Raw genomic sequence first — 16,000 nt, 5'->3', positions numbered from 1 at the left:
CTTGGTCGACACTGACTAACCCCTGCCATCGTGCGAGACTGTCTGACCGGGCGGGAGTCCCGGGTGTCTTTTGTCGGGAGTTCCCATGCCGTTGTCCAGCGGGCTGATCGCCGCCGTCGCCCTGGCCTATATGGCCATCATGTTCGCCATCGCCTTTTACGGCGACCGTCGCAGCACGCCGTTGCCGCCGCGAGTGCGCGCGTGGGTGTACAGCCTGTCGCTGGCGGTCTATTGCACCAGCTGGACCTTCTTTGGCGCAGTCGGCCAGGCCGCCGAGCAACTCTGGTCATTCCTGCCGATTTACCTCGGGCCGATCCTGCTGCTGGTTTGCGCGCCGTGGGTCCTGCAAAAAATGGTGATGATCAGCAAGCAGGAGAACATCACCTCCATCGCTGACTTTATCGCCGCCCGCTATGGCAAATCCCAGTCGCTGGCCGTGGTGGTGGCACTGATCTGCCTGGTCGGCGTGTTGCCCTACATCGCGCTCCAACTCAAGGGCATCGTCCTCGGGGTGAACCTGCTGATCGGTGCCGGTGCCGACGCCATGGGCACGCGCGCTCAGGACACGGCGCTGATCGTGTCGCTGGTGTTGGCGCTGTTCACCATTGTCTTCGGTACCCGCAACCTCGACGCCACGGAACACCACCGCGGCATGGTGCTGGCGATTGCCTTCGAATCACTGGTCAAGCTGTTCGCGTTTCTCGCGGTCGGCGCGTTCGTGACCTACGGCCTGTACGACGGCTTCGACGACCTGTTCAACCAGGCCATGCTCGCCCCACGCCTGGAGCAATACTGGAAGGAAACCATCAACTGGCCGTCGATGGTGGTTCAGACCGGCGTGGCGATGATGGCGATCATTTGCCTGCCCCGGCAGTTCCACGTGACGGTGGTGGAAAATATTGATCCCCAGGATCTGCGCCTGGCGAAATGGGTGTTCCCTGCCTACCTGGCGCTGGCGGCGTTGTTTGTCGTACCGATCGCCCTTGCCGGTCAGATGCTCCTGCCCAGCTCAGTACTGCCGGACTCTTTCGTCATCAGCCTGCCCCTGGCCCAAGCGCACCCGGCCCTGGCGATGCTGGCCTTTATCGGCGGTGCCTCAGCGGCGACCGGCATGGTGATCGTCGCCAGCGTCGCGCTGTCGACCATGGTCTCCAACGACATGTTGCTGCCGTGGTTGCTGCGCCGAAACAACGCTGAGCGACCGTTCGAAGTGTTCCGCCAGTGGATGCTGTCCGTGCGCCGGGTCAGCATCGTGGTGATTCTGTTGCTGGCTTACGTCAGTTATCGCCTGCTCGGCTCAACGGCGAGCCTGGCGACCATCGGCCAGATCGCCTTCGCCGCCGTGACCCAACTGGCCCCAGCCATGTTGGGCGCGCTGTACTGGAAACAGGCCAACCGCCGGGGCGTGTTCGCCGGTCTCGCCGCCGGCACGTTCCTCTGGTTCTACACCCTGATTTTGCCGATCGCGGCCCACAGCCTCGGGTTGTCCCTGAGCAGTTTTCCAGGGTTGGCGTGGCTGCACAGCAACCCGCTGAATCTGCCGCTCACCCCGCTGACACAAGGCGTGGTGTTGTCGCTGGCGGCCAACTTCACGCTGTTCGCCTGGGTGTCGGTGCTGTCACGCACGAGGGTTTCCGAGCACTGGCAGGCGGGTCGTTTCATCGGGCAGGAAATCAGCGCCCGTCCCAGCGCCCGCTCGATGCTGGCGGTGCAGATCGACGATTTGCTGCAACTGGCCGCCCGCTTTGTCGGTGAAGAACGGGCGCGGCAGAGCTTCATCCGTTTCGCCTACCGCCAAGGCAAAGGCTTCAACCCGAACCAGAACGCCGACGGTGAATGGATTGCCCATACCGAACGCTTGCTGGCCGGTGTACTCGGCGCTTCGTCGACGCGGGCGGTGGTAAAAGCCGCCATCGAAGGTCGGGAAATGCAGCTGGAGGATGTCGTCCGGATCGCCGACGAAGCCTCGGAAGTGCTGCAGTTCAACCGCGCCCTGCTGCAAGGCGCGATCGAAAACATCACCCAGGGCATCAGCGTGGTCGACCAATCGCTGAAACTGGTGGCCTGGAACCGGCGCTATCTGGAGCTGTTCAATTACCCGGATGGGCTGATCAGGCTTGGCCGACCGATTGCCGACATCATTCGCTACAACGCCGAGCGCGGCCTGTGCGGCCCCGGCGAAGCCGAAGTGCACGTCGCCCGCCGCTTGCACTGGATGCGTCAGGGGCGCGCCCACACCTCTGAAAGACTTTTCCCCAACGGGCGTGTGATCGAGCTGATCGGCAACCCAATGCCCGGCGGCGGTTTCGTCATGAGTTTCACTGACATCACCGCGTTCCGCGAGGCAGAACAGGCGCTGACCGAAGCCAACGAAGGCCTGGAGCAGCGGGTTACCGCACGGACCCACGAACTGTCACAACTCAACGTTGCCCTGACCGAAGCCAAGGGCACCGCCGAATCGGCCAACCAGTCGAAAACCCGCTTTCTGGCAGCGGTCAGCCATGACTTGATGCAACCGTTGAATGCTGCGCGCCTGTTCTCCGCCGCCCTCTCCCATCAAGACGATGGCCTGTCCAGCGAGGCGCAAAAGCTGGTGCATCACCTCGATAGCTCACTGCGCTCGGCCGAGGACCTGATCAGCGACCTGCTGGACATTTCTCGCCTGGAGAACGGCAAGATCAACCCGGACCCCAACCCCTTTGTGCTTAACGAGCTGTTCAATGCGCTCGGTGCCGAATTCAAGGCACTGGCTCAGGAGCAAGGGCTGAAATTCCGTGTTCGGGGCAGCACGTTACGGATCGACAGCGACATCAAACTACTACGCCGGATCTTGCAGAATTTCCTGACCAACGCTTTCCGCTACGCCAAAGGGCCCGTGCTGCTGGGTGTGCGGCGGCGCAAGGGCGAGTTGTGTCTGGAGGTCTGGGACCGTGGGCCGGGGATTCCTGAAGACAAACAGCAGGTGATTTTCGAAGAATTCAAACGCCTCGACAGCCACCAGACGCGCGCCGAGAAAGGTCTGGGTCTGGGGTTGGCGATTGCCGATGGGCTGTGTCGCGTGTTGGGGCACACCTTGCGCGTTCGGTCCTGGCCGGGCCGGGGCAGCGTGTTCAGTGTCAGCGTGCCGCTGGCGCGGGCACAAACCGTCGCGCCGGCCAAGGTCGCCGAGCTCAATGGCCATGTGTTGAGCGGCGCGCAGGTGCTGTGTATCGATAACGAAGACAGCATCCTGATCGGCATGAACAGCCTGCTGACACGCTGGGGTTGCCAGGTCTGGACCGCTCGCAACCGTGATGAATGCGCGGCGCTGCTGAACGACGGTGTACGTCCGCAGTTGGCGCTGGTGGATTACCACCTGGACCATGGCGAGACCGGGACCGAGTTGATGGCGTGGTTGCGCACCCAGCTTGGGGAACCGGTGCCGGGGGTGGTGATCAGTGCCGATGGACGACCGGAGACGGTGGCCCAGGTTCATGCGGCGGGGCTGGAGTACTTGGCCAAACCGGTGAAACCGGCGGCGTTGCGGGCGTTGTTGAGTCGGCATTTGCCGTTGTGATGTGGCAGGTTTTAACCCCTGCTTTGTCTGAACAGACGCCATCGCGAGCAAGCTCGCTCCCACAGGTTTTTGTGTTGTTCACACTATTTGTGCAGCAACACTGATCCATTGTGGGAGCGAGCTTGCTCGCGATGCTTTTAGCTTTTAGCTTTTGGCTTTTGGCTTTTGGCTTTTGGCGTTTTAGCTATTCAGGCAACTCAGCCAACCCATCGACATCGGTCATCGCCCGCTCCAACAGATCCGCCGGCAAGCTCTTGCTGGCTCGTGCACCCAGCAACTTCAATTGCTCACTGCGACTGACCAGGTTGCCGCGCCCTTCTGTCAGCTTGTTGCGCGCTGAGCTGTAGGCCTTATCCAGTTGCTGCAAGCGATTGCCGACTTCGTCAAGGTCCTGGATGAACAACACGAACTTGTCGTACAGCCATCCGGCGCGTTCGGCGATTTCCCGGGCGTTCTGGCTCTGGCGCTCTTGCTTCCACAGGCTGTCGATGACTCGCAGGGTCGCCAGCAACGTGGTCGGGCTGACGATGACAATGTTGCGGTCGAAGGCTTCCTGAAACAGTGTCGGCTCCGCCTGCAAGGCAGCAGAAAATGCCGCTTCGATCGGCACGAAGAGCAAGACGAAATCCAGGCTGTGCAAGCCATCGAGTCGCTTGTAATCCTTGCCCGACAGGCCTTTGACGTGATTGCGCAGCGACAGCACGTGCTGCTTGATGGCGATCTGGCCGATGGCATCGTCTTCGGCCGCCACGTATTGCTGATAGGCCGTGAGGCTGACTTTGGAGTCGACCACCACCTGCTTGTCGCCCGGTAGATAAATGATCACGTCCGGCTGGAAACGCTCACCGTCCGGGCCCTTGAGCGTGACCTGAGTTTGGTACTCGCGCCCCTTCTCCAGCCCGGCGTGTTCAAGCACGCGCTCAAGAATCAGCTCGCCCCAGTTGCCTTGGGTTTTCTGCCCTTTCAACGCGCGGGTGAGGTTGGTGGCTTCGTCGCTCAGCCGCAGGTTCAGTTGCTGCAAACGCTCCAACTCTTTGGCCAGGGAAAACCGTTCGCGGGCTTCGGCCTGATAGCTTTCCTCGACGCGTTTTTCGAACGACTGGATGCGTTCCTTCAACGGATCGAGCAACTGGCCCAGACGCTGCTGGCTGGTTTCGGCGAAACGCTGCTCACGCTCGTCGAAGATCTTGCCCGCCAGTTCGGCGAACTGTGCTCGCAGCTCGTCTCGCGAGCCTTGCAGGTCATTGAGGCGCTGCTGATGGCTATCCTGCTGCTCGCGCAGTTCGGCGTTGAGCGAGGCCGCCTGGGCGTCCAGGCGCCGCAGCTCGGCTTCTTTGCCGGCGCGTTCGATGTTCCAGGCGTGAGACGCGTCGCGGGCATCGTCGCGCTCGATTTGCAGCAGTTCAATTTCACGGCGCATGGCCGCCATCTCTGCCTGCTTGGCGGCGTTGGCCTGGCCCAGATCACCGATTTCATCGCGACAGGTTTCGAGCTGAGCGTTCAAGCCGTCCTGCGCCAGTTGCGACATGGCCAGACGCTCTTCCAGCATGGCCACCTCGGCTTGCCCCGCGCTCGCACGGCGCTGGATTTGCCAGGCCAGTACCAGCAACGGCAGTGCAGCGCCCGCCAGACCAAGCAACATGCTGGTCAAGTCCATAGCCATAGCGACTCCTGCCAATGAGATAAAGCTTGAAGGTTAACCAAGGCGTCAGAACTTGGACAGCTCAGTCTTCTACTAAGCCCAGTTCCTGCTGGGCGCGCCGATCCCCTGCTCGCGCGGCCTGGCGCAACAGGTCCTGACCAATGCGGCGATCACGGGCATTGCCGCATTCGCGGCACATCAGCTGTCCGAGACGACTTTGCGCGGCCACCACACCTTCACGGGCAGGCTGTTTGAGCAAACGCCCGGCGAAGTGTTTGACGTTGGTGTTTTCACCCAGGCGCGGGCTATCGAGCAACCACTCCGCCACGCGCATCGAAAAGCGTTTGGGAGGGGTAACACTGGGAGGTGTGGAGGTGGCAGAAACTGATACGGAGCGAAACTTCATAAAGCACTGTGGGCAGATCGGAAGGCGCGCCACTCTACTCTTTTTTTCTTACAGGTAAAGCCTAAAAAAACCCGGCACGCCCGTCCTAGAGCAAGCGCTCGGGACAATCCACAGAAGCTGTGGATAACTCAGTGGACAACCGCCCTTGAACTCGCGCAAAGCCCTGTGGAATGGGGCTCGCAGTCAAACTGACGATTTTTTCACCAGTAAAAAAAAGCGATGTTTTTCATTGACTTAAATTTTCAATACAGGCACCCACTGTGGTCGAGGCGCGGATGACAGTCGGGTTACAGTCTGCGCAACTTATGTGCACAAGTACCTTCGTGGCAGTTATATCGATGCGCTTTTTCGGAGCGTTTTGCAGAACGTTTCTGGGGATAACCTTGGCAAACCCTTGTTCCAGGCTTGTGCCGGACCGACGACCAGTGGTCGGAAATTGTCCCATTGCGGAGCGAGTTTGCGGGGCTGTGGAATTATTTTGCTTTCGCGCTTCCCTTAACCGACTCGATCCGTTAGTATCCGCGGCGTTAGTACCAAGCTGAAAGTCAATTCTGGTCGAACAAATCCTCCCGGTCAGCCTTCCCAAAGGAAGCCTCCACCGAACAAGCGGGATCGACCACCTCGATGGTTTCCAGGTAAACCTTGCGCCAACACAGCCTTTGAATCGAAAGCAAAGGGTGTTGCGAAGCTCACTTACTCTGACCGAACCAGCCTGCAAATTGATCAGGATCTTCACCCCGGGCCCAGAACCTTTGCCCTTGATGTGTTGCCTGCCCTCCTAAGTACCTACCTGCCAGCCCAAGCGCGCCAATTATCAGCGCTTCAAACTGGCTGCTTTGTTCCAGTCGGGTTCTTCGTTCGACCAATGGTGGTCGTCGTCACTGGAACGTTTTAATTTTGCACGGCTCTTATCCGTGTCGCTTGTAGGAACACCCATTTAATGACTACTCAAATCCACACACAGGATGCCATTCGCACCCTAACCAACGCTTTTGCACCAATGAATTGCCTGATCATGGCCGCTCGCAAAGGCTGCTTCAGCTTCACTCTGGTTAACGAACACGGCATCGCTCGTCACAGCGAACGCCTGTACCCCGATCAATACTCCAGCGCAGAACCGCTGCAGGCAGTGATTGAGCGTACCCGTCAGGCACTGGTTGCCTGATACGCCAGAAAGACTGAAAACCTCAAAAGCCCTGCTCAAAAAGCGTAATGCTGTTCACTTAAGTATTTGAGTCCAAGCCGGGCTTATCCGAAAATCCGATGCCAGACTTCTGGCATCGGATTTTTTATGTCTGTTCAACAAGATCTGCTCGACCTCGGCGACCTTTTCAACTTCTGTGACCTGAGTACTTTCACCCAAAACATTCCCATCGAGTGGGTAGCGTCTGCGCTGGATCTTTCCAGTCAGGCGACCATTCGCCGACGTCGCCTGCCCGCTGACCAAGTGCTCTGGTTGGTGCTCGGCATGGCGTTGTTTCGTGACGAGCCGGTTCATGAGGTGGCCAGACGTTTGAACATCTGCGCTCAAGGCCTGGCCACCGACCACTTATTGGCCCGCAGTGGTGTAACCGAGGCGCGCAAGCGACTCGGTGCCGATCCTGTTGAGTGGTTATTCCGCAAGACCGGGACCCAATGGGGGGCGGAGCGCTATGACGACGATGCCTGGCATGATCTGCAGGTATTCGCGGTGGACGGTGCACTTTTGCGTACTCCGGATACGCCCGAGCTTCGAGATCACTTCGGGTCGGGAAACACTCCAAGCGACCGCCAGACGCCGTTTCCGATGCTGCGCCTGGTGGCCCTGATGAATGTGCGTTCGCACGTGATCATGGATGCTCAATTGAGCCCTTATCGACGCAGTGAAATGCGCTTGGCCGACGAATTTTTGCAGCAGATCCCCGACCACTCGGTGACGCTGTTCGACAAAGGTTTCTGGGGTGCCGAGCTGCTGTCGAGCCTGAGCGGAGCAGGCATCAACCGTCATTGGTTGATCCCGGCAAAAAAAGGACTGATCTGCGAGGAAGTGGCCCGTTACAGCCAGTACGACCGTTTAGTGCGTATGAAAGTCTCGCCGCAGGCCAGAAAGCGAAACCCGGATCTTCCAACGCACTGGGAAGTACGCGAAGTCAGTTATGAAATTAAAGGCAAGGTGAAGACCGTCATGACGTCGTTGCCGGCCAAGATCTACAACACTCAAGCCGTTGCCAAACTTTACCAGGAGCGTTGGGAAATCGAGTTGGGCTTCAGGGACATCAAGAGTTCGATGCAACAGAACGCGATGACTTTGCGCAGTAAAAAAGTCGAGCTGGTCTATCAGGAAGTGTGGGGGCTTTTGCTGGCTTACAACGTGATTCGTCGAGAGGCCAGTCAGGCGGCGGTAACGTTTGGCCGGGCCCCCTCGGACATCCGTTTCAAACCCGTTTGTCAGTACATCGCCGTGCAACTGATCGTGATGGCGGCGGCTAATCCGATTTCAGCCACAGGAAGACGCTTGGCTGAGTTGAGAGCAGGGATAGGGGGATTGTTTCTGGATCACCGCCCAAGGCCTTCGAGGCCAAGGACAGTGAAAATTTCAAAAACCCGGTTTCCAGTGGACCGTAAGGCTGCTCCGCTTAAGTGAACAGCATTATGCTCAAAAAGCGGGGCTTTTTATTGCCCGATATTTCTCATTTCGCGGCCTGCGCCTAAGCACTAACCGATATAACGGTTATAACTCGAAGCCGGAAATATTTTAAAAACAGTCCTTTACGGCGCGAATATGACACTACACTTCAACTCAAGCGGCTTGATCCGCTTCCGGCGAGCCTGATTCGATTCACCCGCTGCCAACGCTCCCTTCAGGTATCGCCGCCCACTTCTGTTTCGAGGGCTTTATGGGTATCGCTGCCAGCGAACTGTGCCGTTATGTGATCCGTCCGACATTGATTTACCTCGGACGCCATAGCGCAACTGCCGAATCCCTGTTGCTGGGCATCGCCGCCAGCCAGTCAGCCCTTGGTTCCGCCCTGCATGACCGCCGTGGACACGGCCTGTACCGAATCGCCGAACCCCGCCACCAGGCTCTCTGGGATCACTACCTGGCGCTGGACCCGGAGCGCGCGAGCCTCGTGCGCGGCCTCGCCAGCCAGCATGCCTTTCTCAGCGGGCCGCACCTGGAATTGACCGTCAACCTGCGTTACGCCACTGCCATCGCCTGGCTGCTGGTAGAAGAACAGAACACTCCCCTCCCCGCCGCGGATGACTTGTTGGGTATGGCCCGAATCTGGCGCCAGACTTTTCAACCTCAAGGACGCCTGCGCGACTTTACCTACGCCTGGCAAACCTGTGTTTCACCAATGAATCAGGTCGCCTGCTGACCCACCGGTTTCCAAAGATCCTGTAACGGGTCGCGAATTCGGTCGGATTGTCCTACAAAACCGCTCTAACTCAAGCCATACAGCCTATAGCGCTGGGACGAAAATGTTGGTAATTTTCGCCCCGGTGATCACCAGGAGTTCTAATAATGAAAAAAGTAATGCTCAAAACCACCATTAGCCTCGCCGTTGCCATGGCATCCACCCAGATCTTCGCAAGTGGCTTTGCCCTCAACGAACAAAGCATCAGCGGGATGGGAACAGGTTTTGCCGGGCGATCTTCCTCTGCCGACGACGCATCCACCATTGCTGGCAACCCTGCCGGCATGTCTCGCCTCAAGCGCGAACAAGTGACCGGCGGTGTTGCATTCATCGACGCGCACACTGACATCAGTGACGCCAGCTCCAGTCCGAATGGCGGTTCCAACAAAGGTGACATGGTCCCTTTCATGGGCGTGCCGATGGGCTACTACGTCAAGCCAATCGATGACCACTGGGCAGTCGGTTTCGGCGTCTACGCTCCATTCGGCCTGGTGACCGACTACGAGAAAGGCTTTGCCGGCCGTTACTTCGGCAGCAAGAGCGAAGTCAAGATCGTCACCCTGCAACCGACTGTCAGCTACGCCTTCAACGACAAGGTCTCCATCGGTTTCGGCCCGACCATCAACCGCATCGACGGCACCCTGGAATCGAACCTGTCGATCACCCAGGCCGCGCCGGACGGCAAGGTCAAGATCGAAGGTGACGACACTGCGCTGGGCTACAACATCGGCGTACTGGTCCAGGCCACCGACAGCACCCGCGTCGGCCTGACCTACCACTCGAAAGTGAAGTACAAGCTCGAGGGCAACACCAAGGTCGACTACAACGTGCTGGGCCTGATCGGTCAGAACCCAAGCCAGAAGTACGACGCCTCGCTGGACCTGACCACGCCTGAATCGGTGGACTTCTCGGTCACTCATCAGCTGGACGACCAGTGGACCCTCTACGCAGGCAGCACCTGGACTCGCTGGAGCCGCCTGAAAGAAATCACCGTCGACAACAAAGGTGTTCCGGCAGTCCTGAACGGTCAGTTCGGCACCATCACCGAAGAACAGAACTGGCACGACACCTGGGCTCACGCCATCGGCGCGTCCTACCAGCTGAACAAGCAATGGGTATTGCGTACCGGTCTGTCCGTCGACCAGGCGCCGACCAACAACACCGACCGTTCCCCACGCATTCCGACTGGCGATCGCAAGATTTTCAGCCTGGGCGCTGGCTGGAGCCCGACCGACGACCTGACCATCGACGTCGCGTACTCGTACCTGCGTGAAGAGTCGATCAAAGTCGACAACAGCAACAACCGTGGCCAGAACTACAACGCCAAGTATGAAAACTATGCGAACGGTTTCGGTGTAGGCGCGACCTACCGCTTCTGATGATTCACGGCAAGCGTAAAACGCTCGCCACCTGAATCAAAAAAGCCCCGCTCTCTTGTACAGAGGCGGGGCTTTTCAGTGGGCGTTCATCAGGGTTGCGAGGCCAGGGCTTTTTCCACCGCGGCGATGAACTCGGGGTCGTCGGGCTTGGTCAGGCTGGAAAAATTGGCAATCACCTTGCCCTTGCGATCGACCACGTATTTATAGAAATTCCACTTCGGCGCGCTGGTCTTTTTGGCGAGGACCTTGAACAAGTGAGTCGCGTCATCACCGCGGACTTTCTGCGGCTCAGTCATGGTGAACGTCACGCCGTAGTTCACGTAGCAGACCTTGGCAGTCTCTTCGCCATCCTTGGACTCTTGCTTGAAGTCATTGGACGGAACGCCGATTACCTCCAGCCCCTGATCCTTGTAGCGCTGATTAAGCGCTTCAAGGCTTTTGAACTGCGGGGCAAAGCCACAAAAACTTGCGGTATTAACCACCACCAGCGGTTTACCCTCAAACCGTTGGCACAGGTCGATGGATTCCTTGGCGCGCAACTTGGGCAACGAGCCCTGCAACAGTTCCGGGCACTCGGCCGCTTGTGCCAATCCGGTAAACGCCATCAGCAACGCGGGGACTGCAATCCAGCGCATCAGCATGTCGGTGCATCCTTGATCAATGGTCACAAACGAAGTTACTCGCCCACGCCTGTTCCTAGCAAGCACCCATGCCCAACTGCATCAGCGCCAGCCCGCCCTGATGCCAGCCCCACCATGCCAAAGCCAGCAAAAAGGCGCCGACAGCGACTACTGCGATCCGCGGCCAGAGGCTGTTCATATTGCACTCAACCGGGTTTGCAGGCGCGCTACCGGCTGCTCACGCACCGGCCAGTTCAGGGCGGCGGCCACCAGGCTCAAGAGAATCGCCACTTGCCAGATCAAGTCATAGCTCCCGGTTCGGTCATACACCACCCCACCCAACCAGCCGCCGAGGAACGAACCGAGTTGGTGGAAGAGGAAAACAATCCCACCGAGCATGGACAGATTTCGCACACCGAACAAGGTCGCCACCGTGCCGTTGGTCAACGGCACGGTCGACAGCCAAAGGAACCCCATGGCCATGCCGAACACGTAAGCGGTGGTCGTGGTGACCGGCGCCCACAGGAACCACGCAATCACCACCGCCCGCAGCAGGTATAAACCGGTGAGCAAGCGCGGTTTGGACATGCGACCGCCGAGCCATCCTGCGGTGTACGTACCGAAGATGTTGAACAGCCCGATCAGCGCCAGAACCGTGGTGCCCACCGTGGCCGGAAGGTGCTGATCCACCAGATACGCCGGCAAATGCACGCCGATGAACACCACCTGGAAACCGCAGACAAAAAAGCCGAACGCCAACAGCCAGAACCCCGAATGGGAGCAGGCTTCGTGCAGCGCTTCGGAGAGGGTTTGTTCATGGCCCAGGACTGGCAGCGGCTTGTCCTTGAGCATGCTCACCAGCGGGATGATTAGCGCCACCAGCAGGCCCAGCACCAGCAATGCCGCGGACCAACCCAGCCAGCCGATCAACCCCAGCGTACCGGGCAACATGGCGAACTGACCGAAGGAACCGGCGGCACTGGCGATACCCATGCCCATGCTGCGTTTCTCCGGCGGCACGGCACGACCCACCACACCGAGGATCACCGAGAATGAAGTGCCCGACAGACCGATGCCGATCAGCAGACCGGCACTCAGGGACAAGGTCACCGCCGAGTCGGACAGGCCCATGAATACCAGGCCCAACGCGTACAGAACGCCACCGACCAACACCACTTTCGCCGCGCCGAAACGGTCAGCCAGCGCGCCGGTGAAGGGCTGCGCCAGACCCCAGATCAGGTTCTGCAAGGCAATGGCAAACGCAAACGTCTCACGGCCCCAACCGAACTCGGCACTCATGGGTGCCAGAAACAGGCCGAAGCCGTGTCGCACGCCCAAAGACAATGCCAGGATCAGCGCACTCCCCACCAATACCCAACCGCACGTACGCCACATCGAGGTCATTCTTATTCTCCGGTAGCGGGTATATACCCGCTTAAGATCGGAAAAACCGGCATCACGCCAGTTCGTCCAGCAGTCGCAACAAGGTTTCGCGCTTCTCGGCGCCCAGACGATCGACCAAGCGCTGCTGCGCCGCTTCCCACGCAGGCAACGCCGCGGCCAGGCGCTCTGCGCCCGCCTCGGTCAGCCGGACGATGCGATTACGCATGTCCTCGCCCTCCACCAGCGTGACCAGGCCCTCACCTTCCAGCACCCGAAGATTGCGTCCCAGGGTGCTGCGGTCCAGGCCCATGGCTTCGGCCAGAGTGGAAATACTCGGTTCATTCAGACGCTGCAGATTGCACAGCAAAGAATACTGGGCAACGTTGATCCCGAAGCCGTCGAGAGCGCCGTCGTAATGCCTGCTGACGCCACGGGCGGCGCGACGCAGGTTGATGCATAAACATTGAGAGTCGAGCATGGTGCGTGTATATACCCGCGGTTAAATGAATGCAAATTTTTGACACATATCACCGTAGGCGCGAGCGGGCGGCGTTCCGACTTGCCCGCGAAGAACGAAAATGCGGTTTGGCAGACAAAACGCGTCGCGCCCTTCGCGGGCAAGTCGGATCGCCGCCCGCTCGCTCCTACAGAATCAGGGCAACGCTCACCAGCACCGCCATCTCCATCAACTCCAACATCGCCCCCGCCGTATCGCCCGTCGTCCCGCCCAATCGCCGCAGCATTACCTGCCGCAACCAAACGAACATCACCCCCGCCAGCACCAGCGCCCAAACACCGCTGAAACCTGCGATCAGCACACACACCAACGCACTGACCGCCAACACCTGCTTGCCTGCAGAACGCGGCAAATGATCGGCCAACGCCTGCCCCAACCCGCCGGCACGCACATACGGTGTGGTCAGGAACAAACCCAGCAGCGCGCCACGGCCAATCAGTGGAACGATGATCAGCACAACGCTGTGCTGCTGCTCGATCAACGCCAGCAACGCGGCGAATTTGAGCAGCAACACCAGCACCAGCGTCACCACCGCAATCGGCCCACTGCGCGGGTCTTTCATGATGGTCAGCGTGCGCTCGCGGTCGCCGAAACCCCCGAGCCAGGCATCGGCGCTATCGGCCAGACCGTCCAGGTGCAACGCGCCGCTGAGCAATACCCAAACAGTCAGCAACAACGCGGCGTGAAGCAACAGCGGCGTGCCGAGCAAAAGCCAGTTCAGCGCCCATAAAAGTGCGCCGAACAGCAGTCCGACCAGCGGATAGAACAGCAGCGACCGACCCAGTTCCTGAGGAGCGGGCATACCGGGCAGACGAATCGGCAAACTGCTGAGAAATTGCAGGGCGATCCAGAAGGGCAACATGGTCAGATCGCTTCCTTGAGAAGGACGCCTGACTCGACGCTCAACGAAAACAGCGAGCCATGGCCGACCTCGACATTCAGCAACTGCTCTCGCGGCAAACCCCGCGCCTGAGCGAGCAACAAACGCATGACGCCGCCATGGCTGATCAGCAAGATCCGTTCGCCTTCATACGCCGCATGCAGACGCTCCACCGCCGCCAGCACCCGCGACGAAAAATCCCCGACCGACTCCCCCTCAGGCGGCGTAAAGGAATAAGGATCGGCCCAGAACAGGCCCAACCCTTCGGCGTCTGTCTCCATCAGCGCCGCCGCGCTCTGCCCTTCCCAGGCACCGAAGTGCAGTTCTTGCAGATCTTTGTCGAGGTGCACGGGCAACCCCAACTGCGCACCAAGTTCATCGGCAAACCGCGCACAACGTTGCAACGGCGAACTGATCAGGCGATCCCACGGCCCTTGCTCGACCACCGCTGCGCGCATCTGCTCCAAGCCCTTGGCGGTCAGCGCATCGTCGAGGCTGCCGCGCAAACCGCCACCGAGTTCAGTTTCACCATGGCGCAGCAGATCCAGACGCAATGTCATACAGGACGATCCGCCACCGCCGCTTCGGCGAAGGTTGCCATCTGCCCGTGAAGATCGCAGGCCAGACGCAGCAACGGCACGGCCAACGCGGCACCACTGCCCTCGCCCAGACGCAGGCCGAGGTCCAGCAACGGCTCGGCATTGAGGGTTTCCAGCACATGACGATGGCCCGGCTCGGCACCGCGATGACCGAACAACAGCCACTCACGGCATTCAGGATTCAAGCGCACCGCCACCAACGCGGCGACGCTGCAAATAAAGCCGTCCACCAGCACCGCAACGCCTTCCTGGGCGCACGCCAGATACGCACCGACCAACGCCGCAATCTCGAACCCGCCGAGGTTGAACAGGGTTTGCAATGCATCACCGCACTGAGCGCCGTGCAATGCCAAGGCACGTTCGATGACCTGGGCTTTGTGGCTGACCCCCGCCGCGTTCAAACCGGTGCCCGGCCCGGCCAGATGCACCACCGGGCAATCGAGCAAAGCACAGGCCAGCGCGCTGGCCGCGGTGGTGTTGCCGATGCCCATCTCGCCGCCGATAAACAACTGCGCCCCTGCGGCGACCGCACGCTGCACGCTGTCGCGGCCGGCCTGCAAGGCGAGTTCGCCCTGGGCCTGCGTCATGGCCGCACCTTCCACGAAGTTGGCAGTGCCCGCACCGATGTTGAGGTGACGCACGCCGGGCAGATTCAATGTCGGCGTCACCGTGCCGAGGTCGACCACTTCCAGGGAAGCCCCGAGCTGACGCGCCAACACACTGATTGCCGCGCCACCGCTGACAAAGTTATGCAGCATCTGCCCGGTGACTTCCTGAGGAAATGCCGACACGCCCTCAGCCACAACGCCATGGTCGCCGGCGAAAATGGCAATCCACAGCTGATCCAGACTTGGTTTGACCTGCCCCTGCAGCCCCGCCAATTGCACGGCTACCGATTCGAGTCGGCCGAGGGAACCGGCGGGTTTGGTCAGCTGCTGTTGACGCGCCTGCGCCTGTTCGACGGCTTGAGCGTCGATCCGCTTGCACGGGTTCAGCCACCAGGATTGAGTCATAACGCAGTTCCTTTCAAAGTCAGGGGCAGGCCGGCGACGGTCAGGACGACACGTTGGCAGCGCTCGGCCAGGGCTTGATGCAACCAACCGGCCTCATCGACATAGCGGCGAGTCAATTCGCCCAGCGGCACGACACCCATTCCGGTCTCGTTGCTGACAAAAATGATTTCACCCGGCAACGACGCCAGGCAGTCCAGCAGGGCTTCGCGTTCTGCGCTTAGGCGTTCGGTGTTGTCGAGCATCAGCAGATTGGTCATCCACAGGGTCAGGCAATCCACCAGCAGGCAACGGTCGGCGCGGGCGCTTTCGCGCAATACGCGGGCAAGCTCGATCGGTTCTTCGATCAACGCCCATTCGGCCGGACGACGAGCGCGGTGATGGGCGACGCGCTCGTTCATTTCACCGTCCAGCGGTTGGCTGGTGGCGATGTAGGTGACCTGAAGCTGGCTATCAGTCGCGAGTTTTTCAGCGAGGCGACTTTTGCCGGAGCGGGCGCCGCCGAGGATCAGTTGCAGCATGGTTCATTCCTTAAATCATTGGTGAGGCGACTGGCCTCATCGCGGGCAAGCCCGCTCCCACAGGTTCCGTGGATGGACCAAAAAATCTG

At 59.9% G+C, this 16,000-nt stretch carries 15 protein-coding genes; 5 read left to right on the top strand and 10 right to left on the bottom strand.

The genetic code is table 11. The features are described from left to right. The first annotated feature begins 85 nt into the window (after window positions 1–85). Entirely contained in the window at window positions 86–3,556 is a 3,471-nt protein-coding gene (locus ACYZT8_RS08625) for a hybrid sensor histidine kinase/response regulator (RefSeq protein ID WP_461980338.1), read from the top strand. A gap of 184 nt (window positions 3,557–3,740) precedes the next feature. On the opposite strand, the gene ACYZT8_RS08620 is transcribed toward ACYZT8_RS08625, so the two are convergent. Together ACYZT8_RS08620 and ACYZT8_RS08615 are read right to left on the bottom strand one after the other, a co-directional pair. Then, window positions 3,741–5,105, bottom strand: a complete 1,365-nt coding sequence (locus ACYZT8_RS08620) for a DNA recombination protein RmuC (protein ID WP_461982398.1) — start codon at window positions 5,103–5,105, stop codon at window positions 3,741–3,743. A gap of 175 nt (window positions 5,106–5,280) precedes the next feature. Continuing rightward, window positions 5,281–5,604: an SEL1-like repeat protein gene (locus ACYZT8_RS08615; RefSeq protein WP_077749798.1), complete on the bottom strand. Its 324-nt coding sequence runs from the start codon at window positions 5,602–5,604 to the stop codon at window positions 5,281–5,283. Window positions 5,605–6,544: 940 nt separating this feature from the next. Here ACYZT8_RS08615 and ACYZT8_RS08610 point away from each other — a divergent pair. The 4 genes from ACYZT8_RS08610 (at window position 6,545) to ACYZT8_RS08595 (ending at window position 10,381) form a co-directional block, all read left to right on the top strand. Further along, window positions 6,545–6,769, top strand: a complete 225-nt coding sequence (locus ACYZT8_RS08610; RefSeq protein ID WP_008031832.1) for a hypothetical protein — start codon at window positions 6,545–6,547, stop codon at window positions 6,767–6,769. A 126-nt stretch (window positions 6,770–6,895) separates the two neighbouring features. Continuing rightward, entirely contained in the window at window positions 6,896–8,227 is a 1,332-nt protein-coding gene (locus tag ACYZT8_RS08605; RefSeq protein ID WP_461974571.1) for an IS4 family transposase, read from the top strand. A 253-nt stretch (window positions 8,228–8,480) separates the two neighbouring features. After that, complete coding sequence (locus ACYZT8_RS08600) at window positions 8,481–8,963, top strand: hypothetical protein (RefSeq protein WP_109628671.1); 483 nt, start codon at window positions 8,481–8,483, stop codon at window positions 8,961–8,963. A 146-nt stretch (window positions 8,964–9,109) separates the two neighbouring features. Then, entirely contained in the window at window positions 9,110–10,381 is a 1,272-nt protein-coding gene (locus ACYZT8_RS08595) for an OmpP1/FadL family transporter (RefSeq protein WP_461980337.1), read from the top strand. 89 nt (window positions 10,382–10,470) lie between these two features. Here ACYZT8_RS08595 and ACYZT8_RS08590 read toward each other — a convergent pair whose 3' ends face one another. From ACYZT8_RS08590 to cobU, 8 genes are all read right to left on the bottom strand, one after another. Continuing rightward, complete coding sequence (locus tag ACYZT8_RS08590) at window positions 10,471–11,022, bottom strand: glutathione peroxidase (RefSeq protein ID WP_461980336.1); 552 nt, start codon at window positions 11,020–11,022, stop codon at window positions 10,471–10,473. Window positions 11,023–11,077: 55 nt separating this feature from the next. Continuing rightward, complete coding sequence (locus tag ACYZT8_RS08585; RefSeq protein ID WP_461980335.1) at window positions 11,078–11,200, bottom strand: hypothetical protein; 123 nt, start codon at window positions 11,198–11,200, stop codon at window positions 11,078–11,080. Further along, a complete protein-coding gene (locus ACYZT8_RS08580) occupies window positions 11,197–12,405 on the bottom strand; it encodes an MFS transporter (protein ID WP_461980334.1) in 1,209 nt (402 codons plus the stop codon). Before ACYZT8_RS08580 ends, ACYZT8_RS08585 begins: the two co-directional genes overlap by 4 nt. A 52-nt stretch (window positions 12,406–12,457) precedes the next feature. Further along, window positions 12,458–12,862 carry a MarR family winged helix-turn-helix transcriptional regulator gene (locus ACYZT8_RS08575; RefSeq protein WP_461980333.1) on the bottom strand — a complete coding sequence of 135 codons (405 nt, stop codon included), beginning with the start codon at window positions 12,860–12,862 and terminating at the stop codon, window positions 12,458–12,460. Window positions 12,863–13,028: 166 nt separating this feature from the next. After that, entirely contained in the window at window positions 13,029–13,763 is a 735-nt protein-coding gene (locus ACYZT8_RS08570) for an adenosylcobinamide-GDP ribazoletransferase (RefSeq protein WP_461980332.1), read from the bottom strand. A gap of 2 nt (window positions 13,764–13,765) precedes the next feature. Beyond that, on the bottom strand, window positions 13,766–14,341 hold the full coding sequence (gene cobC / locus ACYZT8_RS08565; protein WP_461980331.1) for an alpha-ribazole phosphatase family protein: 576 nt from the start codon (window positions 14,339–14,341) through the stop codon (window positions 13,766–13,768). Further along, window positions 14,338–15,393 (bottom strand): nicotinate-nucleotide--dimethylbenzimidazole phosphoribosyltransferase, encoded by a 1,056-nt coding sequence (gene cobT, locus ACYZT8_RS08560; RefSeq protein WP_461980330.1) that lies wholly within the window; start codon window positions 15,391–15,393, stop codon window positions 14,338–14,340. The genes cobC and cobT overlap by 4 nt, the downstream gene beginning before the upstream one ends. Beyond that, window positions 15,390–15,911, bottom strand: coding sequence for a bifunctional adenosylcobinamide kinase/adenosylcobinamide-phosphate guanylyltransferase (gene cobU, locus ACYZT8_RS08555; RefSeq protein WP_461980329.1), 522 nt, complete (start codon window positions 15,909–15,911; stop codon window positions 15,390–15,392). The genes cobT and cobU overlap by 4 nt, the downstream gene beginning before the upstream one ends. Window positions 15,912–16,000: the final 89 nt, after the last annotated feature.

This window comes from Pseudomonas sp. LB3P93 (assembly GCF_054898025.1).
This window is presented reverse-complemented; position numbering and strand designations above follow the sequence as displayed.